Raw genomic sequence first — 26,526 nt, forward strand, 5'->3', positions numbered from 1 at the left:
TAACTCTAAAAACTTTTGTTTTTAGAGTTAATCTGTTTATTTAAAGCATATTCATTTTAATTTTTATCAGTTCGTTCTACAATCAACAAATGACTATTATGGAGGAGATACTATGGAGTTTGATACGATTTCGAGCATATCGACACCGATGGGTGAAGGAGCTATAGCTATCGTCAGATTATCAGGTCCGGAAGCTGTGACGATTGCTGACCGCATATATAAAGGAAAAACGGCACTCTCGGATGTTCAAAGCCATACGATAAATTACGGCCATATCGTTGATCCAGTATCTTCTGACATAATAGAAGAAGTGATGGTAGCTGTTATGCGTGCACCGAAAACATTTACGCGTGAGGATATCGTTGAGATTAACTGTCACGGAGGAATAATGACGGTCAATCGAATCCTTGAACTCACATTGTCAAATGGTGGGCGTCTGGCAGAGCCTGGAGAATTTACAAAACGAGCTTTTTTAAATGGACGCATCGACTTATCGCAGGCAGAAGGAATTATGGACTTCATCCGTTCTAAAACAGACCGGGCAAGTAAAGTGGCGATGAATCAAATAGAAGGCCGCCTATCGACAATGATTAAAGGATTGCGCCAATCAATTCTTGAAATTTTGGCACAGGTTGAAGTTAATATCGATTATCCTGAGTATGATGATGTAGAAGAAGCGACGACTCAGTTTCTGCTCAGTGAAGCAAAAAAAATTGATTCAGCAATTGACAGACTGCTGGCAACAGGCGCTCAAGGAAAAATACTCCGTGAAGGCCTGTCAACAGTCATTATCGGTAAACCTAATGTCGGTAAGAGTTCTATGCTGAACAACTTAATTCAGGACAATAAAGCTATAGTGACAGAAGTCGCTGGGACGACAAGAGACCTGCTGGAAGAGTACGTGAATGTTCGCGGCGTACCGCTAAGACTTGTAGATACAGCAGGTATTCGCGAGACAGAAGATATCGTCGAAAAAATTGGTGTGGAGCGCAGTCGTGAAGCACTGAAGAAAGCAGACTTAATATTATACGTTCTGAATTACAATGAACCACTCTCAGAGAGCGATTATCAGCTGGCTGAAGTCATCAATAATGAAGACGTTATTGTCATTATCAATAAAACAGACCTCGAGCAGCAGCTGAATCTGGAAGAAGTCAAACAGATGGTGGGCAATGTACCGATAGTTCAGACATCGATGTTATCACAGAGCGGTATTGACGCATTGGAAGAGGAAATCAGCAGAATGTTCTTCCAAGGGGAAGTTGCGGCTCAAGACATGACCTATGTCTCAAATGCAAGACACATCAGTCTCTTGAAACAGGCAAAACAAACCATTAACGATGCAATGATCGCTGCAGAGTCAGGCGTTCCTATTGATATCGTTCAAATAGACCTAATCAGAACTTGGGAATTACTCGGAGAAGTTATCGGAGAAGAAGTATCAGACAGCTTGATTGATCAGTTATTCAGTCAGTTCTGTCTCGGTAAATAAGGAGGAAATAAATTGGAACAATATGATGTAATCGTCGTCGGTGCCGGTCATGCTGGTGTAGAAGCAGGACTTGCTTCTGCCCGCAAAGGTGCAAAGACACTTATGCTGACTATCAGTCTTGATTCAGTCGCATTTATGCCGTGTAACCCGTCTGTCGGAGGTCCGGCAAAAGGAATCGTCGTCCGGGAAATAGATGCTTTAGGCGGTCAGATGGCTAAAACTATCGATAAAACGCATATTCAAATGCGTATGCTGAATACTGGTAAAGGTCCTGCTGTACGCGCGCTGCGTGCTCAGGCTGACAAAGTGCTTTATCAGCAGGAAATGAAGGAAGTTATTGAAAACACCCCTAACCTTGATATTATGCAGGGAATGGTTGAACGTCTGATCATTGAAGATAATAAAGTGAAAGGCGTAGAAACAGTGATTGGTACGACATATTATGCCGATGCAGTCGTGCTCACTACAGGAACATTCCTACGTGGTGAAATCATTCTTGGAAACATTAAATATTCATCGGGTCCGAACCACCAGATGCCGTCCATTAAACTTGCAGATCATCTGCGGGACCTTGGCTTTGATATTGTCCGTTTTAAAACAGGGACACCACCACGCGTCAACGGAGGAACTATCGATTATTCTAAAACAGAAATTCAGCCGGGTGATAATGTCGGCCGCGCCTTCAGTTATGAAACAACAGAATATATTTTAGATCAGCTGCCATGCTGGCTGACGTATACAAATGATAAAACCCATAAAGTCATCGATGAAAACCTGCATCTATCAGCGATGTATTCAGGAATGATTAAAGGGACCGGTCCACGTTACTGTCCGTCAATTGAGGACAAATTTGTCCGCTTTAACGACAAACCACGTCATCAGATTTTCTTAGAGCCTGAAGGACGCAATACGAAAGAAGTATACGTTCAAGGTCTTTCAACAAGCTTACCGGAACATGTTCAGCGTCAGATGCTGCAGTCAATTCCGGGTCTTGAAAATGCGGATATGATGCGGGCTGGATACGCTATTGAATATGATGCGATGGTACCGACTCAGCTCTGGCCGACTCTTGAAACTAAGAAAATTGACGGTCTCTTTACAGCCGGGCAGATCAATGGAACGTCAGGCTACGAGGAGGCTGCTGGTCAAGGACTGATGGCGGGTATCAATGCAGCTGCGAAAGTGCTGAATCACGAGCCTGTCATTTTAGGTAGAGCAGATGCTTATATCGGCGTATTAATTGATGACCTTGTAACGAAAGGAACGAATGAACCATACCGTCTGCTGACGAGCCGTGCTGAACATCGCCTGCTGCTTCGTCATGATAACGCGGACATTCGTCTGACAGAAATCGGACATACTATCGGGCTGATTACAGATGAACGCTACCAGAAGTTCCAGTTAAAACTAGATGCTATTTCCGAGGAAATGAACCGCCTTTCTAGTTACCGTATTAAACCGAGTGACAGAACACAGGCAATCATTGAAACGCGGGGGGGTACTGCATTAAAAGACGGCATTTTAGCAATCGATCTGCTGCGCCGCCCTGAAATGGATTATGCATCTATTATCGAATTGATGGACGAAGAGCTTGCAGTTGATTCTGAAGTAGCTGAGCAAGTAGAGATTCAGACAAAATATGAAGGTTACATCCAGAAATCTTTGCAGCAGGTAGAAAAAATGAAACGGATGGAAGGTAAGAAAATTCCTGAAAACATCGATTACGATGCTATTCATAGCCTGGCGACAGAAGCCCGCCAGAAATTGAAAGAAGTTAAACCGCTTAGCGTCGGCCAGGCATCACGTATTTCCGGTGTTAACCCAGCAGATATTTCAATTCTCCTTGTCTATATTGAACAAGGTAAAATCGCAAAGGTGAACTAGATGAACGAAGAACAATTTATTGACGAATTAGCTCAAAAAGGGTTTGAATTAACAGAAAAACAACAGAAACAGTTTGCAATCTACTATAAGAATTTAGTAGAGTGGAATGAGAAAATTAATTTGACAGCAGTGACTGCTAAAGAAGAGGTTTATTTAAAACACTTCTTTGATTCGATCACACCTAGTTTCTACTTCGACTTCAATTCAGTCGACACACTGTGTGACGTCGGTGCAGGCGCCGGTTTTCCGAGCATCCCTATAAAAATTTTATACCCACATATTAAATTGACAATTGTTGATTCATTGAACAAACGTATTAACTTTCTCAATCATCTGGCAGCAGAGCTGAACCTTGAACAAGTGAGTTTTATACATGACCGTGCAGAGACATTTGGTAACAATCGTTCTGATAACCGTGAAAAATTTGATGTTGTAACCGCTCGAGCGGTCGCCAGGCTATCAGTGCTCAGTGAACTGTGTCTACCTCTCGTCAAAAAGGGCGGACATTTACTAGCATTGAAAGGCGCGCAGGGTGAAACAGAGATTGAGGAAGGATTGTTCGCTGTCAATATATTAGGTGGCGAAATAGTAGCGAATCATCAGTTCACTTTACCGATGGAAGAAAGTACGCGTTTTATTGTCGATATTGAAAAACGCAGACAGACACCGAAAAAATATCCGAGAAAACCTGGAACACCGAATAAAGAACCGCTGATCAAGTAAAATGATACGACTTAAGAAAGTGAGCCGATTGTGATGAAAAAACCCTTTTCTAAATTATTTGGACTGCGAGATAAGGAAGAAGATGTAGTAATAGCGCGTGAACAAGGAAATGTTATCGTCCTACCGATAGAACGTATTGTGCCGAATCGTTATCAACCGAGACAAGTCTTTGATGAGGAAAAAATTCAGGAGCTTGCAGACTCTATTAAATCATATGGACTACTGCAGCCGATTGTTGTCAGACCGATCGAAGAAGGCATGTTTGAAATTATTGCCGGAGAACGACGCTTCCGTGCGATGAAATTAAACGGTACAGTTGAGACAGAAGTCATCGTTAAACCGATGAATGACAAACAGACTGCAGCGATTGCACTGATTGAAAATATTCAACGTGAGAACTTATCTGCTGTTGAAGAAGCAGAAGCGTATAAGAAATTACTGGATCTGGATGGTATTACACAGCAGGATCTTGCAGTTAGTCTTGGTAAAAGTCAGTCGTTCATCGCAAATAAGTTAAGACTTCTGCGTCTGACACAGCCAGTACTGGAAGCACTCAGCAGAGCGCATATTACAGAACGTCATGCGAGAAGTCTGCTGGCATTGTCACCAGAGCAGCAATATGAAATGCTCGGTATCATTAAAAGCCAGGGATTGAACGTCAAGCAGACAGAGGAACGCGTGAAACGTATGCTCGGCGGCGAAGATGTTAAACCTACACGTATCGCCTTTACACGTGACATTAAGCTTGCCTTCAACACAATCGGTGAAAGTATCAAAGCAGTCGAAAAAAGCGGTATAAAAGTAAAGCGTAAAGATACAGAATACGAGAATTTCTATGAGATTTCCATTAAAGTATTCAAAAATCCTGACAGTAAATAGATGACTATTATAAAAATACGGATAGTTCCAGAATAGAAACGGATTTTTTGTTTCTGTCTCTTTAGGAGCTGCCGTATTTTTTGTGTGCATGCTTCTGTTTTTAGGTTGTGCAGTTTATGCTTAAAATTGATATAATCGGTATTATGAATATGCCCGTAATAGAAACGAGGAGAGAGTTACATGAAAATTTTAGCGATTGCGAACCAAAAGGGCGGCGTAGGGAAGACAACAACGTCCGTCAATTTAAGTGCAGCTCTTGCAGCACTAGGTAAAAAAGTACTGTTAGTCGATACAGATCCACAAGGTAATGCGACAAGTGGTGTCGGTATAGATAAAAATAATGTGGAATACTCGGTGTACGATATGCTGGTTGAAGATATCTCTATTAATAAAGTTGTGCTGAAAACTGAACAGGAAAATCTCTGGATCATCCCGGCGAATATTGCTCTTGCTGGTGCAGAGATTGAACTGGTCTCAGCGATGAGCCGCGAAGTTCGCTTGAAATATGCTTTCAAAGAACTGGAGCAGGATTTTGATTATATTATCATTGATTGTCCGCCGTCGTTAGGTCTGCTTACCATCAACTCATTTACTGCTGCTACAGGTATTATCATTCCTGTGCAATGTGAATACTACGCGCTTGAAGGATTGAGTCAGCTGCTGAATACTATCAAGCTTGTTCAGCGACATTTGAATCAGTCGCTTGAAATTGAAGGTGTTCTGCTGACGATGCTGGATGCCCGTACGAATCTTGGTAATGATGTCATGGCTGAAGTCCGTGCGCACTTTGGTGAAAAAGTATATGATACCATCATTCCGAGAAACGTCCGTTTGTCTGAAGCACCTTCTCATGGCCAGCCGATCAATGTTTATGATGCTCGTTCTGCCGGCGCTAAAACGTACAATGAATTAGCAGAGGAGGTCATCAGTCATGGCTAGAGGTCTTGGAAAAGGTTTAGGTCGTGGGCTGGATGCTCTGTTTCAGGATAATAAGGGCGATGAAGTTGTAGAGCAACTGCGTTTAGATACAATTCGTCCTAACCCCTATCAGCCGCGTCAGGAATTTGAGGAAACAGCTCTGAATGAACTTGCTGAATCTATTAAAATCCACGGTGTTCTTCAGCCGATTATTGTCAGAAATTCTGTCAAAGGCTATGACATCGTTGTCGGAGAACGTCGCTATAGAGCGAGTAAGCTTGCCGGTAAGCACGATATTCCTGCTGTCGTTAAATCTTTGACCGATAAGCAGATGATGGAGCTTGCCATTATCGAGAACTTACAGCGTGAAGATTTAAATCCATTGGAAGAAGCAAGAAGCTATCAGCTGATGATGGACAACTTGAACTTAACGCAATCTGAAACAGCAGACCGGCTTGGTAAATCAAGACCATATATTGCTAATATGCTGCGCCTGCTAAATTTACCGGTTGACATTAAGCAGTTGATCAACGATAAGAAGATTTCAGGTGGCCATGGTCGTACATTACTTGGCTTGAAAGATGCTGAAACAATGCAGGCTGCCGCCGCTAAAGTCATCAGCGAATCGATGAGCGTCCGACAGCTTGAACAGTACGTAAAGTCACTAGGTGATCAACCAGTCAAGGAAAAACATGTTGCTGCAAAACCGAAGTTTCTTGTGAAACATGAGCAGTCACTCAAAGAACGCCTCGGTACTAAAGTTGAAATTTCTAAGTCTCGTAAAAAAGGTAAAATTGCCATTGAATTCACATCTGAAGAAGAATTCAACCGGCTGATAGAGTTACTTGAAAACGCTGGACGCTAATAGGTGACTTATGACTTATTTCAATGATTTTTTACAGGAAGTCGTTAAACCATTTACAGATCCCGTGCTCTGGACAACGATTGTTAAAAATATTTTCTGGGCTATAGTGACCATCATCTGTGCCATCATCATTATTAAATTCGCTCATAAATTTATTGAGCAGTTCTTCAATGTCAGAAGACGGTCCAATTTATCTCAGTCGGAGAAAAGAGATATTACACTGATTAAGCTGCTTCAGAACATCGCGTCATATGTCGTCTGGTTCATCGTCATAACGACGATTTTGAGTAACTTCGGCATTAAGGTGGAAAGTATTATAGCGGGCGCAGGAGTAGCAGGTATAGCTATTGGATTCGGTGCTCAGACACTTGTGAAAGACATAATTACCGGGTTCTTCATCATCTTTGAAAACCAGTTTGATGTTGGAGATTACGTGAGAATTAATACGACAGGCACAAAAGTAGCAGAAGGTACAGTGCAGTCTATCGGTCTCCGTTCGACACGTATCCGTTCATTTACAGGAGAGTTGACCATCCTGCCTAATGGAACAATGAATGAAATCGTTAATTTCTCAGTCAATAATTCTGTCGCTGTATTCGAAGTGTCCGTCTCAAGTGATGAGAATTTGGCGGAAGTTGAGCAACTGCTTGAACCTTATCTGGAATCACTCAGAGAAAAATATGAGGAACTGACTGCGATACCTGAAATTTTAGGTGTTGAAATGGTAAAGGCAGGAGAAGCGGTTATCAAGATTGCTGCTGAAACATTGCCAAATAACCATACAAAAATTGCGCGTCTGCTACGCCGTGATCTGAAGGGCTTCCTGGATAAACAGGGTATAAAAGCACCGGTACCACGTATGATTATGTACAATCAGCCGAAAGGAGGTCCGACAGATGAGCAGTAATTATCAGCTGAACGATATTGTTGAGATGAAAAAACAGCATGCCTGCGGTACAAACGCCTTTCGGATTATCCGACTCGGTGCTGATATTAGAATTAAATGTGAAAACTGCGGCAGAAGTATTTTACTGCCTCGACATGAATTCAACAAAAAAATAAAAAAAATAATTTCGTCTGGTGACGGAGCTTAAAGGAGAAACATATATGGCATTAACAGCTGGAATTGTCGGTCTTCCGAACGTCGGAAAATCTACATTATTCAACGCAATCACTAAAGCAGGAGCACTCGCTGCGAACTATCCGTTCGCGACCATCGACCCGAACGTCGGTATCGTAGAAGTACCGGATTATCGTCTCGACAACTTAACGGAACTTGTTAAACCGAAGAAGACGGTACCGACAGCATTCGAATTTACAGATATAGCAGGTATCGTCAAAGGTGCTTCAAAGGGTGAAGGACTGGGCAATAAATTCTTATCTCATATCCGAGACGTTGATGCGATCTGTCAAGTCGTCCGTGCGTTCGATGATGAGAACATCACTCACGTATCGGGTAAAGTAGACCCGATCGATGATATCGAAGTTATCAATATGGAGTTGATCCTTGCCGACCTTGAGTCAGTGGAAAAGCGTTATGCACGTGTACAGAAGATGGCTAAGCAGAAAGACAAAGAGGCAGTAGCTGAAGAAGCGGTGCTTTCCATCGTGAAAGAAGCACTGGAAAATGAGCAGCCGGTAAGAAGTATTGAATTCACGCCGGAGCAATTGAAAGTTGTGAAAGGGATGCATTTACTGACAGCAAAACCGATGCTTTACGTAGCAAATGTATCAGAAGACGATTTAGTAAGCGGCGATGAAAATGACTATTTAAAAGCGATTAAAAACTATGCTGAGAACGAAGGTTCTGAAGTCATTGTTATTAGTGCAAAGATCGAAGAAGAACTGGCGGCGCTTGACGAAGAAGATAAGAAGGAATATTTAGCTGATCTTGGAATTGAAGAAGCGGGTCTTGATAAACTTATCAGAGCATCTTACCATTTGCTTGGTCTTGCAACTTACTTCACAGCAGGAGAGCAGGAAGTACGCGCCTGGACATTTAGACATGGTATGACGGCACCGCAATGCGCAGGAATTATTCATACAGACTTTGAACGTGGATTCATTCGCGCAGAAACAGTAAGCTATGATGATTTAGTGGATAACAAAGGGATGACTGGTGCTAAGGAAGCGGGTAAAGTCAGACTTGAAGGAAAAGAATATTTGATGAAAGATGGAGATGTCGTACATTTTAGATTTAATGTCTAAGGAGGACCTATATGCAGCCTTTAAAACGGATTATCTATGGAATCAAGGTCATTACAAAGTCTGACAACAGCAAAGAAAAAATGTATCAAGTGACATACTATTACTTTGTCCAGGCAGTACTGCCTGACGAGCATGTGACTTTAAATGAGGACATCTATGACAAGATCAGCTATGCCGACACCGCCATACGCTACTTAGATATTATCAGCTGCGATGATATAGAACCTGGAGACAGTGATTACTATTTATATGAATATCTTTATAAGACGAAAGACACGAAGCTGTTCCATGTTAAAGATATGGTCGTCTATAAGTTGAATGAAGTATTGTACTAATGTTGTAATCTGTATTAATCTGTGCTATAATTTTCAATTGTGAGTAATGAAAATTATTCCTTGCTTTACTTAGTAAAGCCGCATAGACCATAAGGAGGTGTAATAGATGAGAACATACGAAATTATGTACGTTGTACGCCCGAACATTGAAGAAGATGCGAAGAAAGCGTTAGTAGAACGTTTCAACGAAATCTTAACTTCAAACGGAGCAGAAATCATCGAAGCAAAAGACTGGGGTAAACGTCGTTTAGCTTACGATATCAATGACTTCAAAGAAGGCTTCTACCAAATCGTACGCGTTAACTCAACAGACCAGGCAACGAACGAATTCGATCGTTTAGCTAAGATCAATGACGATATCATTCGTCATATTATCGTTCGCGAAGAAGAAAAATAATAACAGGTGGGGGCGATTGCATGCTTAACCGAGTTGTATTAGTAGGTCGTTTAACAAAGGATCCAGAATACAGAGTCACACCATCAGGCGTCTCAGTAGCCACATTTACGTTAGCAGTTAATCGTACATTTTCAAATGCGCAAGGAGAACGCCAGGCAGATTTCTTGAACTGTGTTGTCTTCCGTAAGCAGGCAGAGAATGTTAATAACTTCTTAAGTAAAGGTAGCTTAGCCGGTGTAGATGGCAGATTGCAATCTCGCAGTTATGATAATCAAGAAGGTCGTAAAGTGTACGTGACTGAAGTCGTCTGTGACTCAGTACAGTTCCTTGAACCAAAAGGTGCTAACCAGAACCGTCAGAACAATAGTGATGACTATTCAGGCTATGACTCAGGATTCGGTGGACAGACACAAGGTCAGAATTATCAATCTAACAACACTAACAACCAAAATCAATCCAATCAGAATAATAATGCATCAGCTGCGCCATCAAACAATCCTTTTGCTAATGCAACAGGACCGATTGATATCAGTGATGATGATTTACCGTTCTAAGATATTATTGTAAGGGAGGCAACAATCATGGCAGGTGGACCAAGAAGAGGCGGTCGTCGTCGTAAAAAAGTTTGTTATTTCACAGCAAACGGTATTACACATATCGACTATAAAGATTCAGAAATGCTTAAAAAATTCATCTCTGAGCGTGGTAAAATTTTACCACGTCGTGTCACAGGAACTTCAGCTAAATACCAACGTATGTTAACTGTAGCAATCAAACGTGCACGTCATATGGCTTTATTACCATATGTAAAAGAAGAGCAATAAGATATAAGACCTTGCTGACTTTTGTCGGCAAGGTCTTTTTACATTGTGCTGATATAATCCTGCAGCTTAGTCAGAGAAATGCCATTTGCCTCGTGATATTTGGCCGTATAGATCTGAGTGATTGCCAGGAATCTTTGCCTGCTGTCTTTAATCGTCTTTACAAAAAGGTTCATTGGTACTGGCTGGTCATCACGGAGACCAGGCTGCATATAGTAAATAGGGTATTTGTGATAATCGAACTTTTTATAGAACGGTTCTAGCGGACTATTACGATTCTCATCCTGTTCACATTCAAGCATAATAGACTCAAGATCCGTGTCGATGCTGGACATCCGTTCTTCAGCATAATTCATAAGCTTAGCAGCAATGTTACGTCCTCTATAATCAGGATGGACGACTAAATAGATGATAAATCCGATGTGATACTGTTTCTCCAGATGGAATGTAATAAATCCTACAAGTTTATCAGCAATAACCATACCAACAAAATGATACCGTTCATCTGACAGACTCATACTGTTAAGAAATACTTGTTCTGGTTCTCTAATATTAATAGGGAACGTTTCTCCGTATAATGCCATTGCTTCATCGAAGAAAGTCGATTTTGTAATATTAACAAACATTTTGATTCCCTCTCTATCGATATGATTCTTATTATATCATCAATAAATCTTCGTCTAAAAAATTAATACATAATATAACAAAAAAGTTGATTATTGATTTAACATTAAATATAATTTAAATAGTTGTGTAATATTATACATTAACTATCATTATACAACCACATACGCATTTCTAATTAAATCTAACGGAGGATGAGATGGACGACAGAATGTTAAGGATGATTCTGTTTCAAAATTGTCAGCTGCTTGAAAAACTTGATCCTAATAAGGCTGAACTTTATCAGCAGCAAAGCAGGATTTTAAAAGAAGGTATTATTTATGAGTATGGAATGATATTCGAAGAATTGCCGAAGGATGACGAATGTATTCCGCACGAGATAAGCGAAGAGGTAATAGAAATCATTTCTATGTTTTCGCATATTGGAAATTCTATCAAAGCGCAGCAGTTAATTTTACCGTTTTCTCATGTATTTCTTGGTTTTAATCGTAATGATGATAATGAATGGCACCATGCCCGTTATACTGAACATTATTTATCTGCCATTATTGATTCAGATGAAAGATTGGATTTAACTTTGTATTACTCGATGAAGAATAAGCCGAGTTGTCTTTATCATTATCGCCATATGTTAAAGGTCTATTCTCCCTATAAGGAAAAAACTTATCTATCCTTAAATGAGTTATATAATATTTTAAATCATTATATTTTAAAATAAAAAGGAGCTAGGATTAATAATCCTGCTCCTAACCTAAATGATCTAATAATACAGACGTCAATACGCCGAATGCAGTCACTAGACCGACTACTGCACCGCCATCTTCATACGCTTCTGGCATCATTGTCGCACCGATCATTGTTATAATGCCACCTGCTGCAAAGCTTGAAATAAATGCGAGTATTTTCGGATCAGCATGGTCCAGGAAGACATAACCACCTAATGCACTTAACCCTGCAATAACTGTTACCGCAATAAACAACATCAGTACTTTCTTTTTTGAATTTCCACTTTTAAGCATTCCTGTCGTACTAGATAAACCTTCAGGTATATTGCTAATAAAAATAGCGAGTAGTAACAGAAGACTTACTCCTTTACCACCGATTAAACTTGCTCCCAGCATAATTGATTCAGGGATTGCATCCATAACGGTTCCAATGAAAATACCAATTCCTGATTCATCGTTATTACTTTCTTTCTTATTCGGAATTTCAGACCTTTTACGATGTTTGCCGCCTTTACGGGAGATAATAGCTTCCAGCACTGTGAATGTGACAGCACCTGTAAGGAAACCAATGATCGTATTCATAATCTCACCTTTAGCAAGTGATTCCTGAAGGAGCTCAAAGGTTGCTGCACCAATCAATACACCAACACCGAATGCCATAATAAATCCTAATAATTTTTTAGGTATATGAACGACGAGACTGATAAGAGAACCTAATAAAACAGCACCGCCACTAACTAAACCCCAAACTAAAGCCATACCCATCAATTTTCCCTCCAAAAAAACCTCGAAGGAACCCTTCGAGGTTAGGTAGATTTAATGATTGAATTAACGACGGTCTAAGTCGTTATCGAAGCGGTCACCGTCTAAACGGTCGTTACCTAAACGATCATTGTCTACATGACGGTTGTTAGTGTCGTCAATGTTAACTTCTTCTTTACGTACTGTTTCAGATACGTGTGCTGTATCTTGAACACGGTTTTTCTTGATTACTAATTCTTCAGCGACAACGTTTTCTTTTTCAACGTTGATACGTTCTTCTGTTAATGGGACACGAATTGTATCGTTATCTAAACGGTCAAAATCCATATCTCCTTCTACTTTTTCGTCTACACGGCGACGTTCAATTGTAACTTCGTCACGGCTGACTGGTACATCAAATTCTTGACGTTCTTCTACAACATCTTTATCAATACGTACTTCACCAGTTTGAACTTGGTCTTTTCCTACCCGGATACGTTCTTCATGTAAGCGGATTTTTTCGTCATCTGATAAATCAGTACGGTTTTTAATATCTTCGTCGAACTCATAGTTACGGCGGTCGTTATTTACTCCATCACGGCCTCCTACTAAATTGTTGTCTAAACGGTCGTTATCTACTCTGTCAAAATCGTTAGTGTTGTTAAATTCGTTTCTCATGTCTACTCGTTCCTCTCTATTATTAAGATTACTTTCTCGGTGGTGCGATGAATACTGTGCATCAGTGTCTGATTCGTAACTTGATCGACCACTTAAACCAGTGGTACCATCATCAGGATGATCGTAGCTTTTTTCATTCAGCGTACGTCCAGTATTGCCTGTACTCAATGTTTCTTGACTCACATATCCACCTGCTACACCATTCGTTGAATTACGATGGCTGGCAGTTGAAGTGCTGTCATAAGCGTTGTTTGTGCTGGAAGTGTTATAAGTCGCATCATTATCTACATAAAGTAAGATATTGCCGCTTTCAACTTCTCTCACATACTGACTTTGTTCTGCATCTGATAAGTTTAACTTTTCAAATACACGATGCTGCGGGTCTTCACCTGTAAATAAGGAAGCCACTTTGTCACCAAATGAACCATCAGCGTTCTTGAATTGGACATCTGTATAATCCAATGCTGAACCTTCAAGCTTATTCTTCGAAATTACATGCATGTCGCGTTCTGCAACACCTTGTGATTTCAGGTTGTCAATTCTACTTAAAAGTGCTTGTTCGCTTGAAAACGATTCAATGTTCCTCATTTCAACGTTTACCTCCCAATTACTTTTAATGTGATTGTGATGCTCTAAGATGTCGTTGTAATTTTCTTGTGATAGTAAAGAAATACCCCTACATTTTAAAAACTAAACACTAAAAACAAAATAATTTGAAATTGTATAAATAAAAAAATATGTTTTTTACTATCAAATAATTTATAAGCCCTTATCTAATGCGGATTCCTTATTGATATCCATCACTAACTTTGTTATCATCATAAGGGTAAAAATAAATTAAAAATACTCATATAATATAAAGGATATGGCTTTAAAGTTTCTACCACGTCGCCGTAAATGACGTGACTATGAGTAATAAAAGATCAGCCCCTGTGCATTCTTATCATTGGAATAGGATGTATTTGGCTTTCTTTTCTTACTCACCTTTATTCTTTAATATGGTGAGTTTTTTTGTTGAGGAGGATTCAATTGGAATTGCTGCAGCAGAAAGTAAAAGAAGACGGTGTAGTTATTGACGGCTCAATCTTAAAGGTGGATGCATTTTTGAATCATCAGATTGATGCGCGTTTAATGAAAGAAGTCGGCCTGGAGTTCTACAATCACTTCAAGGAAAAAGAAATTACGAAAGTATTGACGATTGAAGCTTCAGGTATTGCACCGGCTATTATGGCGGCACTTGCATTCGATGTACCATGCCTGTTTGCCAAGAAAGCAGTGCCATCGACATTGACTGAAGCAGTCCATACGACAGACATTCATTCCTATACAAAAAACAAAACAAGTCATGTCGTTATTTCACAGAAGTTTCTCACAAAATCCGATAACGTTCTGATTATTGATGATTTCCTTGCTAATGGTGAGGCAGCTCTTGGTCTTTATGATTTAGTCACGCAAGCGGGTGCAAATTGCGCAGGTGTCGGTATCGTCATCGAGAAGAGCTTCCAGCAAGGTGCCGGAAGATTAAGGGAAGCAGGACTTGATGTCTTGAGTCTCTGCCAGATTGCTTCGCTTCAAGATAACAAAGTGACATTAGTAGGAGAAGAATCATGAAAAACTTACTACTCAGTATCCAGCACCTGCTTGCTATGTATGCCGGGGCGATTATAGTTCCTATTATTGTCGGTGGTGCGCTTCAATTCTCTCCGAAAGAGATCGCTTATTTAGTATCCATTGATATCTTCATGTGCGGAGTAGCGACATTCCTGCAGGTTTATAAAGGCATCGGTATTGGATTGCCTGTTGTACTGGGATGTACATTTACGGCAGTGACACCGATGATCATGGTAGGTTCAAAACATGGTATCGATGTATTATATGGTTCGTTATTTGCCTCAGGTATAATTATCGTTCTAATTGCCCCTTTTTTCTCACATTTAGTTAAAATTTTCCCACCTGTTGTAACAGGCAGTGTCGTGACAATCATTGGAATCACTCTCATGCCGGTAGCGATGAATAACCTGGCAGGTGGACAGGGGTCTAAAGATTACGGAGATCCACTCAATATCACTCTCGGATTGATTACTTTAGTCATTATCCTTCTCATTCATAGACTATCATCAGGTTTTATCAGATCCATTGCAATATTGCTCGGACTTGTTATTGGCACTGTCATTGCTGCATTCTTCGGTCTGGTTCATACTGATGCGGTAGTACAATCCAACTGGTTTGAATTGCCCCGCCCGTTTCGTTTCAGCGGCTTTAAGTTTGAGCTCGGTTCTATTCTGCTGTTTGTCATTGTCGGTATTGTCAGCTTGATTGAATCAACCGGTGTGTACTCAGCGCTCAGCGAAATTACGAAGACACCGATCAGCCGTAAGGATATTTCTAAAGGTTACAGAGCTGAAGGGATAGCTATTATTCTAGGTTCAATTTTCAATGCCTTTCCTTATACCGCTTATTCTCAGAATGTCGGACTCGTTTCATTATCAGGTGTTAAATCGAACAAAGTGATGTACGGTATGGTGGGCTTGCTGCTCATCTGCGGTTCTATTCCGAAACTCGGGGCTCTAGCAACCATTATTCCGTCTGCTGTCCTCGGTGGAGCAATGATTGCCATGTTCGGCATGGTAATGGCATATGGCGTTAAGATGCTCGGGGCCATCGATTTTACCAAGCAGGATAATCTGCTGATTATAGCGGTGTCTGTCGGTATCGGTCTTGGCATCACGACGGTGCCTGGAGCATTTGCTAAGTTCGGCGAAGATTTTGCATGGCTGACTCAGAACGGCATTGTTCTTGGAACATTTACAGCGATTATTCTGAATTTATTATTTAATGGTTTAAATAATGAACAAACTACAGATTATATGAAATAATGAGTGAATAGAAAAAACGTTTGATTTTAAGAATAAAAAATGGAGGTAGTCAGCATGTGGGAAACAAAGTTTCAAAAAGAAGGACTAACGTTTGATGATGTATTACTAATACCAGGTAAATCTGAAGTACTGCCGAATCAGGTCGATTTAAAGGTGGCTTTATCAGAGCATCTAAAATTAAATATTCCTATTCTTTCAGCAGGGATGGACACAGTAACCGAAGCAAAGATGGCGATTGCTATGGCTCGTCAAGGTGGACTTGGTGTTATTCATAAGAATATGTCTATTGAGCAGCAGGCAGATGAAGTACAGAAAGTGAAACGTTCAGAGAATGGTGTCATCACCAATCCATTTTTCCTGACACCAGAAGAGCGGGTATTCGCAGCAGAGCACTTAATGAGCAAATATCGTATTTCCGGTGTACCGATCGTCAATAATGAAACAGAGATGAAACTAGCGGGCATTATCACTAACCGTGATCTTCGCTTCATTGAAGATTACTCCATTAAAATTGATGACGTGATGACAAAGGACAATCTTGTTACTGCACCGGTCGGCACTACGCTTACTGAAGCAGAAAAGCTGCTGCAGCAGTATAAGATTGAAAAATTACCGCTTGTAGATGATAACGGAATCCTAAAAGGGTTAATCACGATTAAAGACATCGAGAAAGTGATTGAATTCCCGGATGCCGCTAAAGATGAGCATGGTCGCCTGCTAGTTGCAGCAGCAGTCGGTATCGCGAAAGACACCATCACACGTGCTAAGCACTTAGTGGAAGCAGGGACAGATGCGCTCGTTATCGATACGGCTCATGGTCACTCTAAAGGTGTCCTTGATATGGTCAAAGAACTGAAAACAAATTTTCCGGAAGTGACGTTGATTGCCGGTAACGTCGCAACTGCTGAAGGGACTAGAGCTCTCTTTGAAGCAGGAGCAGACGTCGTCAAAGTTGGTATCGGACCAGGCTCTATCTGTACGACACGTGTTGTCGCAGGTGTCGGTGTGCCTCAGATTACAGCGATTTATGACTCTGCAAGCGTCGCACGTGAGCTCGGTAAGACCATTATCGCAGACGGCGGTATCAAGTTCTCAGGAGATATCGTTAAAGCACTGGCAGCAGGCGGACATGCGGTCATGCTAGGTTCACTCTTAGGCGGTACAGAAGAAAGTCCGGGCGCAACTGAAATCTATCAAGGTCGTCAGTACAAAGTATACCGCGGCATGGGTTCACTTGGCGCAATGGAGCAGGGCTCAAAAGACCGTTATTTCCAGGATGACAAAGAAGCGAAGAAATTTGTGCCGGAAGGTATTGAAGGGCGTATTGCCTATAAAGGTGCATTGCAGGATACGGTTTATCAGCTCATTGGCGGCATTAGAAGCGGTATGGGTTATACAGGTTCAAAAGACTTACAGGCGCTGCGTGAAGAAGCGCAGTTCATCAAGATGACAGGTGCCGGTCTGAAAGAAAGTCATCCGCATGACGTACAGATTACTAAAGAAGCACCGAACTATTCTATCTAACTAAGGAGATAAACAAATGGAAATGGCATTTGAACAGGAGTTAATCCTGGTACTCGATTTCGGCAGCCAGTACAACCAGCTAATCACGAGACGTATTCGTGAAATGGGTGTCTACAGTGAGCTACACGACCACGAAATCTCAATCGAAGACATCAAGAAGATGAATCCAAAAGGAATCATTCTGTCAGGTGGACCGAACTCAGTGTACGAAGAAGGTTCATTCACAGTAGACCCTGAAATCTTCAACTTAGGTGTGCCCGTACTCGGTATCTGCTACGGCATGCAGCTGATGACAAAATTACTCGGCGGCTCTGTAGAACGTGCGAACGAACGTGAATACGGTAAAGCGATTATTACAGCAGAAACACATTCACTCTTCCATATGCTGCCTGAAGAACAGACCGTATGGATGAGCCATAGCGATAAAGTCATCAATATCCCGGAAGGTTTCCGTATGATCGCGAACTCACCAAGCTGTAAATATGCAGCGGTTGAGAACGCAGAACGTCAGTTATATGGCGTACAGTTCCATCCGGAAGTCCGTCACTCTGAATACGGGAACGATCTTCTTCGTAACTTCATCCGTAAAATCTGTCACTGTACAGGTGAATGGACGATGGAGAACTTCATCGATATCGAAGTGGAGAAAATCCGTGAGCAGGTCGGCGACAAGAAAGTATTATGTGCCATGAGTGGCGGAGTTGATTCATCAGTCGTAGCGGTTCTTCTGCACAAAGCAATCGGTGATCAGCTGACATGTATCTTCGTGGATCATGGGTTACTGCGTAAAGGCGAAGGCGACATGGTCATGAAACACTTTGCGGAAGGCTTCAATATCAATATCATCCGTGTCGACGCGAAAGACCGCTTCATGACTAAACTTGCCGGCGTATCAGACCCGGAGAAAAAACGTAAAATTATTGGTAACGAATTCATCTATGTCTTCGATGATGAAGCGTCAAAATTACAAGGTGTCGAATTCCTGGCACAAGGGACGTTATACACAGATATCATCGAATCAGGTACAAAAACTGCACAGACCATTAAATCACACCATAACGTCGGTGGATTACCGGAAGACATGCAGTTCAAACTGATTGAACCGATCAACACGCTCTTCAAAGATGAAGTACGTGCGCTCGGAATCGAACTCGGCATTCCAGAACACCTCGTATGGCGACAGCCATTCCCAGGCCCAGGTCTTGGCATCAGAGTACTCGGCGAAATCACAGAAGAGAAGCTGGAAATCGTGCGTGAATCAGATGCAATACTCAGAGAAGTCATTGCGCAGGAAGGCTTAGAACGCGACATCTGGCAATACTTCACCGTCCTCCCAGACATCCGTTCAGTTGGCGTTATGGGCGACTACAGAACATACGATTATACAGTCGGTGTCCGTGCCGTCACAAGTATCGATGGCATGACCAGTGACTTCGCACGAATCGACTGGGAAGTGCTGCAGAAAGTCTCAAGCCGAATCGTCAACGAAGTGAATCACGTTAACCGCGTAGTGTATGATATTACGAGTAAGCCACCTAGTACGATAGAGTGGGAATAGAATAATGAATTTAATAGACCTTACAGCCACGGCGGTTGTAAGGTCTTTTTGTGTGTTAGGCTATTAAAAAAGTAGCCAAAAAGTAGCGTAGTGTGAGAAAGTCTAACTATTTTATAGCATTTATTCTTGATATTGATTCATTATCTCAAGTTCAATTGCATCTGATTCCTTTTTCAGTTCATGTATATATTCCAGCTGATAATATAGTCCGTTCAGCTCATCGGCTACCAGGGAAAAAATCTCTTTTAAATTAGTGAGTGAGATGGTAACATTTTCATAAGTTTCAGCGTAGAAATATGTTTTTTCACTTTTGTTCATTGGATACCTTGAAAAATCCATGTGAGGACTTATCTTAAAAATTTGGTACTCATTTAATTGGCTGATATAGGAATTTGTTTGTTTAAATCTTTTTAAATCTTTTTCAATTTTATATAAATTTGTATGATTTAATAACTTCACAACAATACTCATTAATTCACTAATATTGTGTGAGCTAAATGGATTATTTTTAATATTACTAATGTGATCATTATCAGATTCGAGTAAATAAAAGTATGCAATTATTGATTTTAAACGCAACTCTATATAATGATTTAATGAAAATAATATTGGAAATATGAGGCTATCTGCCTTTTTATCAGAATTATCATTAATGCACTCATTTACTAGAATATTGGTGGATTCATAATATGCTTCACTCATGGTATCAAATAAACTTGGTCTATCCTTGAAAGTAAATCTCCAATTTAAAAAAGCGTGTTTATTGATACCATCATGATTATTAAAAATGTCTATCTTCATAATTATCTCCCCACCGCTTCTAATTTACTCATCATGTCTTTATCCATCTGTTCAGTAACATGACTGTATATTTGTAATGTTGTTTTATGATCAGTATGGCCAACACGTTCCATAATTGCTTTAAGTGACACACCTAATTGGCTAAGTAGTGATATATGGCTGTGTCTTAGCGTGTGAGTTGTTACGTGCTTTGTAATGATTTGTTTACCATCTTTATCTTTAATTAAGCCTACAGCCATCTGTATATTGCGATTGATGGATGATAGAGCCATAGGATTGCCATAATGATTAGTAAATATAAACCCTCTATCTTTGTACATACGTTCCCACTGTAAAGCTTTCTTGTTCTCCAGCATGACTTTACGCAAAATATCACAGCTTCTTGTTGTGAGTGATATTGTTCTATAAGATGCTTCGGTTTTAGTAGTATCTTTTACACCGTGGCCAGTACCATCATCTATCCAATGTATTGTACCGTCTATTTCTAATGTTTTTTTATCAAAGTCAATATTATTTGGCTGTATGGCCAAGCATTCCCCTACACGCATACCATTTAAGGACATAAACTCAACGATATAAGCCGTCATAATAAAAGATAGCTTCATATATCCGGCACGCTTTAAAGTGGCCATCTCGTTTAGTTTCTCAATGATTAGCTGTATCTCTGACATTTCTAAATAGTTTTCACGCTTTGCTTTAACTTCGTCTCGTGTTTTGGCTTGTTTAGGGATAACAACGTCATCCAGGTATGATATATCAGTTAGTTTATATTTCTTTTGTGTATGCTTCATGATGTTTCTAATGATACTCATAGCATCTTTAATGACTTTATGGCTTAAGTTGTCTTTACTTGCTGAATTAATTAGATCCTGGACTATCTCAGTATTCATATTCTTAACTAAGATGTCTTTATTGATGTTTCTTTTAATGTGTTTGATTTTATAGAACTTGGTTGAAATGGTTGATTTTTTACTACCGGAAACAGTTTTATAGTTGTCAAACCATTCATCACATGCCTTGTGAAATGTGAGTGTCTTAAGTGATTGAGGTGTCTTATCCGTAATCTTATGCTTAACTTTCTCATCTAATAGCTTCTGTGCTTCCCTCTGTGATGGCTTCGTATCCTTATTCATAACCACGGATACATATTTCTTCTTTTCAGTCAGAGGATCTTTATAGCTTTCATAAAAACGATATCTTTGTTTACCGTGTTTATCAATAAAGGGTACGCAATACATGGCCTAGTCCTCCTTATTTTCTTCAATCACATCAAAGTCTCTTAACATTGGGATTGCTTCAACATAAGTTAATAACTTTCTTTTCTCTTCCTGGGTCAATATTATGCTCTCTCTTTCAATATGGCCGAAATCATATTCTATATTTCTAGACATAACTACATCATTATCATTTTGAGAAAGTAACCAATAAATATTGTAATAAGGCTTATTGAGTACTTTAATCTGACTATTTGTGTCTGTATCATCTTTTTCTATAAAACCTTGTTCTAATAATTTTTCTTTGTCGGCACTGTTTAAATCTAATTTTTCACTTAATCCGTAAGCTATATAGATTTGAGCCGTAACACTATCGTTTAAATGCAATATTTCAGAAAAATTTTCAATGTATTTGGCAGAGGGGTTTGCTCTATTGTTTTCTACCATAGATATATAGGATCTTGAAAATTGCATGACCTCTGAAAGTTTGTCTAAAGTGAATCCTTTTTCTTTTCTTAGTTTCTTAAAAATGTTCATAATCATCCTCCTTTAGACTTCATAATACTGCCTATTAAATATATATTCAACAAAAACTATACTAAAAATAGTTAAAAATATAATTTTTATTGTTCATTTATGTTGACATATAAATCTAGCAACACTATAGTATAGTTATAACTATACTAATTATTAAATTAGATTAGTTTAAATTATTCTAAGGAGGTATAGTATGAAACTTAAAGCTAAAAGAAATGAGTTGAAAAGGGTTCTAGCTTTAAACGGTTACACACCTAATGCTTTTTGTGAAAAACATAAGGTATCTAAGACATTACTTTATAACATCTTAAATCATTCTGTGGAAGTATCAGCAACTACGGGCCGTAAAATTAGTAAAGGCTTAAAAAGAGATGTTAGTGAATTATTTGAAGTTGTGGAACAAAGACAAAAGGAGGTGATTTAAAAATGATGATCATTAAAACAATTTTCTATTCAGTGTTTAGTGTGTTAGTTGCAACTCAATTCAGTCATGAACACCATATTGTATATGGCACAACATTTTTTTTAATGCTTATGTTCTGTAGTTATGAATTATTGAAACATGAAAAGAGAGGGGGATATTAAATGAATAATGTAGTTGAAATGCAAAGGCCACATCCAAGTAATTCAGTGTTAAGTGATGACCAGGTAGCACCGGTTAAGATGATTTATTGTAAAGTATCAACCTTACCGAAGTTATTTAATATTTCAAAAGCAACGGCATACCGCTTCTTGAAAGAAGCAGATACATTGGATGAATTTAAAGATCGTATATGTGTGGATGTATCAGCAACTATGACCCTGGTACACATTGAGACATTTGAAGAATTTCTTAAGTTCAAACACAAAAAACATTATTGAGGAGGTCATACCAATGAAAAATGAAGATGTTATTCAGTATATTGAAGCTGTACAGATGAAACTAAGAGCAGTGTCACAACAGTCTTATACACATTTAGATGGAATTGATAAAGCCTTAGAAACTGAGTGGGTGAAAGAGAACGGTTTAGCCCTTTATTTAATGCATGAATTTAAGCAAGATTCCTATATCACTAACATAGTTATCAGTGACATCATAAAAGACGTTCAGAGTCTTAAAGAAATTATCACTAATAATAAAAAAGTCGATAGTGAACAGCTACCACACCGACACACTACCGACTGAAAAACCGCTTCAATGAATAAACATTAAAGCATAGTTATTTTAACACAATACAAACTTTAAAAGGGAGATTTGCTATGACTAACATGGAATTTTTGGCGGTTAAACTACTCAAGCTATTCCGAGGGGGAAAACCCAAAAAGAATAGAGGTGAACTCCCATTGTTGCAAATACAGACATTTATATGTAAAAAAAATGAACATCTTATTCACTTTGATAACCGTGTTAATACATTCATGCTACAGCCATGGTGTGATGTGCGAGATGTGAAAGTCAATTTCTACAATGAGAACGGTTATACAATTCACGTTGTTACAGTGATGTATACAGATACTACAAAAGCACATTATTAATTAATGAGAGAGGTGAAAATATTGAATGGCATTAACTAGAGATACTGAAATAATTAAACCTTTATTCGATAATGTCCCAGGTGAGCTGAGAACTCATGATAATTGGGTGTTATGGAAGAAAGTAAAAACGAAAAAAGGTGCTTATACAAAAGTACCTTACTACACCAAAACAAAAAAAGCCTCATCAACTAACAGCACTACATGGCTATCCTTTGAAAAGGCTAAGTCCCTATATGAAAATGGTGGTTTTGACGGTATTGGCTTTGTATTTGACGGAAAGTCAAAAATCATAGGTATTGATTTAGATAACGTTGATACTGACAAACTAAGTGATCATAAATTTATTGATAATTGGAAAGATAGAACATACACAGAATTATCACCATCCGGAAACGGTGTTCACTTATACATTATAGCAGATGTCCCCGGCCAATTTCATCCAGGTTTTAATAACAGGGATAACAACATAGAGGCATATAGCATGGCTCGATTCTTTACTGTTACTGGCCATGTGTTAGGCAGTGTAGAAGTAACAGACCAACAAGAATTGGCCAACAAGCTGTATAACAAGTATGGTACTAAATTAGAGCCTATGAACAATCTACAAGCTTTATTAGATATACCTGTAGATGACTCAATGGATGCTAAAGAAGTAATCAGACGTATTAAAAAAGGCTCTAATGAAGAAAAGAAAGACAGGATATTGACGTTACTTGATACAGGTGATTATCAGTCGCTAGGTTTTGAATCACATAGTAACGCTGATTATTCACTCATAAATGATTTACTATTCTATAGTGATCTAAATTATCAGTTAGTTTATGAAATGATGTCAGAAAGTCCACTGTGTGACCGTGAAAAATGGCACTCACCTAGACGGCATCCGCTTCAACCCGACACATACACATCATACGGATATTATTCTATTGTGAAATGTTGTGATCAGTATCTAACTCAAAATAAAAAGACATACAGCACATATCACTTAAAACGTGCTGAGGATGAATTTGAAGAAATTTCTGAGTCACAGGATGAGGATAATACAGAATGGATTAAACGATTAGATAGGCACAGTAAAACAGGTGCAATACTTAATTCAAGAAGTAATATGAAGTTGATTATATGCAACGATTCAAAGTTAAAAGATATATTCCGCTTTAATGAGTTTAGTAGTACTCGAGAGATAGGCAAAAAGCCATTTTGGAGGCTAACTGGTGACAATTCGGTGTATTGGACTGATAGTGATGACTCAGCCCTTAAAAACTATATCAGTACTGTGTATGGTGTCGAGGGGGATAACAGAATAAGAGACTTACTCAATGAAATATTCTATAGAAATACCTATCATCCTGTTGAAGATTATTTAGAAAGTCTTGAGTGGGATGGTGAGCTTAGACTTAACACATTGTTTATTGACTATCTAGGAGCTTCAAATACAGATTATATTAAACGAATATCTGAGTTGTCTTTTATTGGGGCGGTTAAGCGAATATATGAGCCTGGAAGCAAACATGACACGATGATAGTGTTATACGGCCAACAGGGTGTAGGTAAATCATACATCCTTAAGCGATTAGCTAGAGAATGGTTCAATGACTCAATTATTAAAATTTCTGACCGAGATGGATATATGGCTTTACAGGGTTCATGGATCATTGAATTTTCTGAGTTGGCCAGTTGGAATAAAAAAGAGGTTGAGGATGTTAAACAATTTGTGTCCTCGCAAGTAGATACTTATCGAGAGCCATATCAAAGGCATCAAACAAGAAAGCCAAGACAATGTGTATTTTTCGGTACTACTAACAATCGAGAGTTCTTAAACGACACAACAGGTGCAAGACGTTTCTATCCTATTGAGGTTGGTACTCAAGAAAGTAAATTCAATGTGTTTAGCGATTTAACCGATGAGGTGGTCAATCAGATTTGGGCTGAGGCCGTCGATAAATACAGATTAGGTATTTCTAATGTGTTAGATCCTACAAGTGATAAAGACATCATAGAACAGGCACAAGCCATACAAAAGCAACATACTGAAGATGATGGTCTAGCTGATAAGATTATTGCCTATCTTGATACACCGCTTCATGAGTTAGATGGCACTTTAGGAGATGTAAAAGAAGATGATTATGGGTACCTGGATAGAATCTGTTGGGAGATGGTTTGGGATAACATCATTTTCGGTAAAGGCATGGCCAATACCACACAAAAACGTAAGATAAATAATGCTCTCAACAGTATCGAATGGCTAGAGCCTAAAAGCTCCATAAGATTTTCAAAATACGATTTTACTAAGAAATACGGACATACTCGAGGTTTTATGGTGAATAGATAATTGCTTTAGTTTGCTGACATGCTAACACAATGCTTACAAACTTGCTGACGGTAAAAACCTACAGCTCGTTGGCTCTATCCTACTTGTAAGCATTGTAAGCAATTATATATAGGATATAAGTATATAGAGTAATAGGAATATAGGGGGCATACCTCCGTGTAAGATACACATGAATGGATAAAAAAGTTTGAAAAGTTTTGCTTACATCGAAAAAATGGCTCAAAACATTGGTATGACTGGGCTGAAGCGTAATCAATATTGTGTAAGCATTTTGCTACAAATAGCTAAAAACAAATAAAAATTAAAAGAAAGGCGGTAAGTATGACAAATTTATCAGAGAAACAAAAAAAATTTGCCAATGAGTATTTAAGGTGTTTCAATGCTACACAATCGGCCATTAAAGCTGGATACTCCCCTGCGTCAGCACGTACAACAGGTTACAGATTGTTGAAAAATGTTGATGTTAAGCAATATATGGAGGGGCTAAGGTCTGAAATTGAGGATGAAACGATTTTAACAGCTAAACAGCTATTAACTATTTTATCTGAGACAGCAGTCGGAAATTTAGAAGAAGAACAGGCACATGTTATTAAAGTGCCTCACTTTATCAAGAATGAAACAACCGGTAAAGATAATTTAGTTTATACAGAAAGGGTCGAGAAAGTAATGGTAAAGCCTAAAATGGCTGATCAGAATAAAGCTCGTGAATTAGTCGGTAAATATCATGCACTATGGACTGATAAGACTGTTGTGGATGATATGTCACAGGTTCATATCACAGTTGATTATGGAGATGGTGAGCCGGAATATATTGATTATGAATTAGATCCAGGCAATGAAAATAATAAAAACTATAATAATGAAAAAGGAGAAATTTAA

30 protein-coding genes and 1 riboswitch are annotated in these 26,526 nt (G+C 39.2%); of the genes, 24 read left to right on the forward strand and 6 right to left on the reverse strand.

Going from position 1 to position 26,526, the window contains the following annotated elements:
* Positions 1-112: 112 nt before the first annotated feature.
* From mnmE to rpsR, 13 genes are all read left to right on the forward strand, one after another.
* A complete protein-coding gene (gene mnmE, locus ERX29_RS07085; RefSeq protein WP_133444007.1) occupies positions 113-1,492 on the forward strand; it encodes a tRNA uridine-5-carboxymethylaminomethyl(34) synthesis GTPase MnmE in 1,380 nt (459 codons plus the stop codon).
* 12 nt (positions 1,493-1,504) lie between these two features.
* Positions 1,505-3,376 carry a tRNA uridine-5-carboxymethylaminomethyl(34) synthesis enzyme MnmG gene (mnmG, locus tag ERX29_RS07090; RefSeq protein WP_133444008.1) on the forward strand — a complete coding sequence of 624 codons (1,872 nt, stop codon included), beginning with the start codon at positions 1,505-1,507 and terminating at the stop codon, positions 3,374-3,376.
* Positions 3,377-4,099 carry a 16S rRNA (guanine(527)-N(7))-methyltransferase RsmG gene (gene rsmG / locus ERX29_RS07095; protein WP_133444009.1) on the forward strand — a complete coding sequence of 241 codons (723 nt, stop codon included), beginning with the start codon at positions 3,377-3,379 and terminating at the stop codon, positions 4,097-4,099.
* A 33-nt stretch (positions 4,100-4,132) separates the two neighbouring features.
* Complete coding sequence (gene noc, locus ERX29_RS07100; protein WP_133444010.1) at positions 4,133-4,978, forward strand: nucleoid occlusion protein; 846 nt, start codon at positions 4,133-4,135, stop codon at positions 4,976-4,978.
* A 180-nt stretch (positions 4,979-5,158) separates the two neighbouring features.
* The gene (locus ERX29_RS07105) at positions 5,159-5,917 is read left to right on the forward strand and encodes a ParA family protein (RefSeq protein ID WP_133444011.1); all 759 of its coding nucleotides are present in this window, start codon (positions 5,159-5,161) and stop codon (positions 5,915-5,917) included.
* Positions 5,910-6,761 (forward strand): ParB/RepB/Spo0J family partition protein, encoded by an 852-nt coding sequence (locus tag ERX29_RS07110; RefSeq protein ID WP_133444012.1) that lies wholly within the window; start codon positions 5,910-5,912, stop codon positions 6,759-6,761. The genes ERX29_RS07105 and ERX29_RS07110 overlap by 8 nt, the downstream gene beginning before the upstream one ends.
* Before the next feature lie 10 nt (positions 6,762-6,771).
* Positions 6,772-7,668, forward strand: a complete 897-nt coding sequence (locus ERX29_RS07115) for a mechanosensitive ion channel family protein (protein ID WP_133444013.1) — start codon at positions 6,772-6,774, stop codon at positions 7,666-7,668.
* Positions 7,658-7,855 (forward strand): DUF951 domain-containing protein, encoded by a 198-nt coding sequence (locus ERX29_RS07120; protein WP_133444014.1) that lies wholly within the window; start codon positions 7,658-7,660, stop codon positions 7,853-7,855. The genes ERX29_RS07115 and ERX29_RS07120 overlap by 11 nt, the downstream gene beginning before the upstream one ends.
* A 13-nt stretch (positions 7,856-7,868) precedes the next feature.
* Complete coding sequence (ychF, locus tag ERX29_RS07125) at positions 7,869-8,969, forward strand: redox-regulated ATPase YchF (RefSeq protein WP_133444015.1); 1,101 nt, start codon at positions 7,869-7,871, stop codon at positions 8,967-8,969.
* An 11-nt stretch (positions 8,970-8,980) separates the two neighbouring features.
* A complete protein-coding gene (locus ERX29_RS07130; RefSeq protein ID WP_133444016.1) occupies positions 8,981-9,304 on the forward strand; it encodes a hypothetical protein in 324 nt (107 codons plus the stop codon).
* A 106-nt stretch (positions 9,305-9,410) separates the two neighbouring features.
* Entirely contained in the window at positions 9,411-9,701 is a 291-nt protein-coding gene (rpsF, locus tag ERX29_RS07135) for a 30S ribosomal protein S6 (protein WP_133444017.1), read from the forward strand.
* A gap of 20 nt (positions 9,702-9,721) precedes the next feature.
* Entirely contained in the window at positions 9,722-10,255 is a 534-nt protein-coding gene (gene ssb / locus ERX29_RS07140; RefSeq protein ID WP_133444018.1) for a single-stranded DNA-binding protein, read from the forward strand.
* Between the two features lie 27 nt (positions 10,256-10,282).
* Positions 10,283-10,525 carry a 30S ribosomal protein S18 gene (gene rpsR / locus ERX29_RS07145; RefSeq protein ID WP_133444019.1) on the forward strand — a complete coding sequence of 81 codons (243 nt, stop codon included), beginning with the start codon at positions 10,283-10,285 and terminating at the stop codon, positions 10,523-10,525.
* Positions 10,526-10,563: 38 nt separating this feature from the next.
* On the opposite strand, the gene ERX29_RS07150 is transcribed toward rpsR, so the two are convergent.
* The gene (locus tag ERX29_RS07150) at positions 10,564-11,148 is read right to left on the reverse strand and encodes a GNAT family N-acetyltransferase (protein ID WP_133444020.1); all 585 of its coding nucleotides are present in this window, start codon (positions 11,146-11,148) and stop codon (positions 10,564-10,566) included.
* Between the two features lie 197 nt (positions 11,149-11,345).
* On the opposite strand from ERX29_RS07150, the gene ERX29_RS07155 reads away from it, so the two are divergent.
* Positions 11,346-11,864, forward strand: coding sequence for a YfbU family protein (locus tag ERX29_RS07155; protein WP_133444021.1), 519 nt, complete (start codon positions 11,346-11,348; stop codon positions 11,862-11,864).
* A 28-nt stretch (positions 11,865-11,892) separates the two neighbouring features.
* On the opposite strand, the gene ERX29_RS07160 is transcribed toward ERX29_RS07155, so the two are convergent.
* Positions 11,893-12,636, reverse strand: a complete 744-nt coding sequence (locus tag ERX29_RS07160; RefSeq protein ID WP_133444022.1) for a ZIP family metal transporter — start codon at positions 12,634-12,636, stop codon at positions 11,893-11,895.
* A 63-nt stretch (positions 12,637-12,699) separates the two neighbouring features.
* Entirely contained in the window at positions 12,700-13,878 is a 1,179-nt protein-coding gene (locus ERX29_RS07165) for a YsnF/AvaK domain-containing protein (RefSeq protein WP_133444023.1), read from the reverse strand.
* 239 nt (positions 13,879-14,117) lie between these two features.
* A riboswitch (purine riboswitch) is annotated at positions 14,118-14,219 on the forward strand.
* A gap of 100 nt (positions 14,220-14,319) precedes the next feature.
* Between ERX29_RS07165 and xpt the strand changes: the two genes are divergently transcribed.
* Genes xpt through guaA form a run of 4 tightly spaced genes read left to right on the forward strand, consistent with a single transcriptional unit; the run spans position 14,320 to position 19,248 of the window.
* The gene (gene xpt / locus ERX29_RS07170) at positions 14,320-14,901 is read left to right on the forward strand and encodes a xanthine phosphoribosyltransferase (RefSeq protein WP_133444024.1); all 582 of its coding nucleotides are present in this window, start codon (positions 14,320-14,322) and stop codon (positions 14,899-14,901) included.
* Positions 14,898-16,166 (forward strand): nucleobase:cation symporter-2 family protein, encoded by a 1,269-nt coding sequence (locus ERX29_RS07175; RefSeq protein WP_133444025.1) that lies wholly within the window; start codon positions 14,898-14,900, stop codon positions 16,164-16,166. Before xpt ends, ERX29_RS07175 begins: the two co-directional genes overlap by 4 nt.
* Positions 16,167-16,220: 54 nt before the next feature.
* The gene (gene guaB / locus ERX29_RS07180) at positions 16,221-17,690 is read left to right on the forward strand and encodes an IMP dehydrogenase (RefSeq protein WP_133444026.1); all 1,470 of its coding nucleotides are present in this window, start codon (positions 16,221-16,223) and stop codon (positions 17,688-17,690) included.
* 16 nt (positions 17,691-17,706) lie between these two features.
* Positions 17,707-19,248 carry a glutamine-hydrolyzing GMP synthase gene (gene guaA, locus ERX29_RS07185; RefSeq protein WP_133444027.1) on the forward strand — a complete coding sequence of 514 codons (1,542 nt, stop codon included), beginning with the start codon at positions 17,707-17,709 and terminating at the stop codon, positions 19,246-19,248.
* Between the two features lie 120 nt (positions 19,249-19,368).
* Here the strand turns inward: guaA and ERX29_RS07190 are convergent, their stop codons facing one another.
* From ERX29_RS07190 to ERX29_RS07200, 3 genes are read right to left on the reverse strand one after another with little or no spacing between them, the layout of a single operon-like run.
* Positions 19,369-20,049 carry a hypothetical protein gene (locus ERX29_RS07190; protein WP_133444028.1) on the reverse strand — a complete coding sequence of 227 codons (681 nt, stop codon included), beginning with the start codon at positions 20,047-20,049 and terminating at the stop codon, positions 19,369-19,371.
* 2 nt (positions 20,050-20,051) lie between these two features.
* Positions 20,052-21,287, reverse strand: coding sequence for a tyrosine-type recombinase/integrase (locus ERX29_RS07195; RefSeq protein ID WP_133444029.1), 1,236 nt, complete (start codon positions 21,285-21,287; stop codon positions 20,052-20,054).
* 3 nt (positions 21,288-21,290) lie between these two features.
* Entirely contained in the window at positions 21,291-21,800 is a 510-nt protein-coding gene (locus ERX29_RS07200) for a helix-turn-helix domain-containing protein (RefSeq protein WP_165981095.1), read from the reverse strand.
* Between the two features lie 193 nt (positions 21,801-21,993).
* Between ERX29_RS07200 and ERX29_RS07205 the strand changes: the two genes are divergently transcribed.
* The 6 genes from ERX29_RS07205 to ERX29_RS07230 all read left to right on the forward strand — a co-directional run bounded on the left by ERX29_RS07205 (position 21,994) and on the right by ERX29_RS07230 (position 26,526).
* Positions 21,994-22,224, forward strand: a complete 231-nt coding sequence (locus ERX29_RS07205) for a hypothetical protein (RefSeq protein WP_133444031.1) — start codon at positions 21,994-21,996, stop codon at positions 22,222-22,224.
* Between the two features lie 161 nt (positions 22,225-22,385).
* On the forward strand, positions 22,386-22,661 hold the full coding sequence (locus ERX29_RS07210; protein WP_133444032.1) for a helix-turn-helix domain-containing protein: 276 nt from the start codon (positions 22,386-22,388) through the stop codon (positions 22,659-22,661).
* 13 nt (positions 22,662-22,674) lie between these two features.
* Positions 22,675-22,965 (forward strand): hypothetical protein, encoded by a 291-nt coding sequence (locus ERX29_RS07215; RefSeq protein WP_133444033.1) that lies wholly within the window; start codon positions 22,675-22,677, stop codon positions 22,963-22,965.
* A 158-nt stretch (positions 22,966-23,123) separates the two neighbouring features.
* Positions 23,124-23,315, forward strand: coding sequence for a hypothetical protein (locus tag ERX29_RS07220; RefSeq protein WP_133444034.1), 192 nt, complete (start codon positions 23,124-23,126; stop codon positions 23,313-23,315).
* A 25-nt stretch (positions 23,316-23,340) separates the two neighbouring features.
* Positions 23,341-25,647, forward strand: a complete 2,307-nt coding sequence (locus ERX29_RS07225; RefSeq protein WP_133444035.1) for a VapE domain-containing protein — start codon at positions 23,341-23,343, stop codon at positions 25,645-25,647.
* A gap of 321 nt (positions 25,648-25,968) precedes the next feature.
* Positions 25,969-26,526 carry a terminase small subunit gene (locus ERX29_RS07230; RefSeq protein WP_133444036.1) on the forward strand — a complete coding sequence of 186 codons (558 nt, stop codon included), beginning with the start codon at positions 25,969-25,971 and terminating at the stop codon, positions 26,524-26,526.

The organism is Macrococcus lamae (assembly GCF_004359545.1).
Lineage (GTDB): Bacteria > Bacillota > Bacilli > Staphylococcales > Staphylococcaceae > Macrococcus > Macrococcus lamae.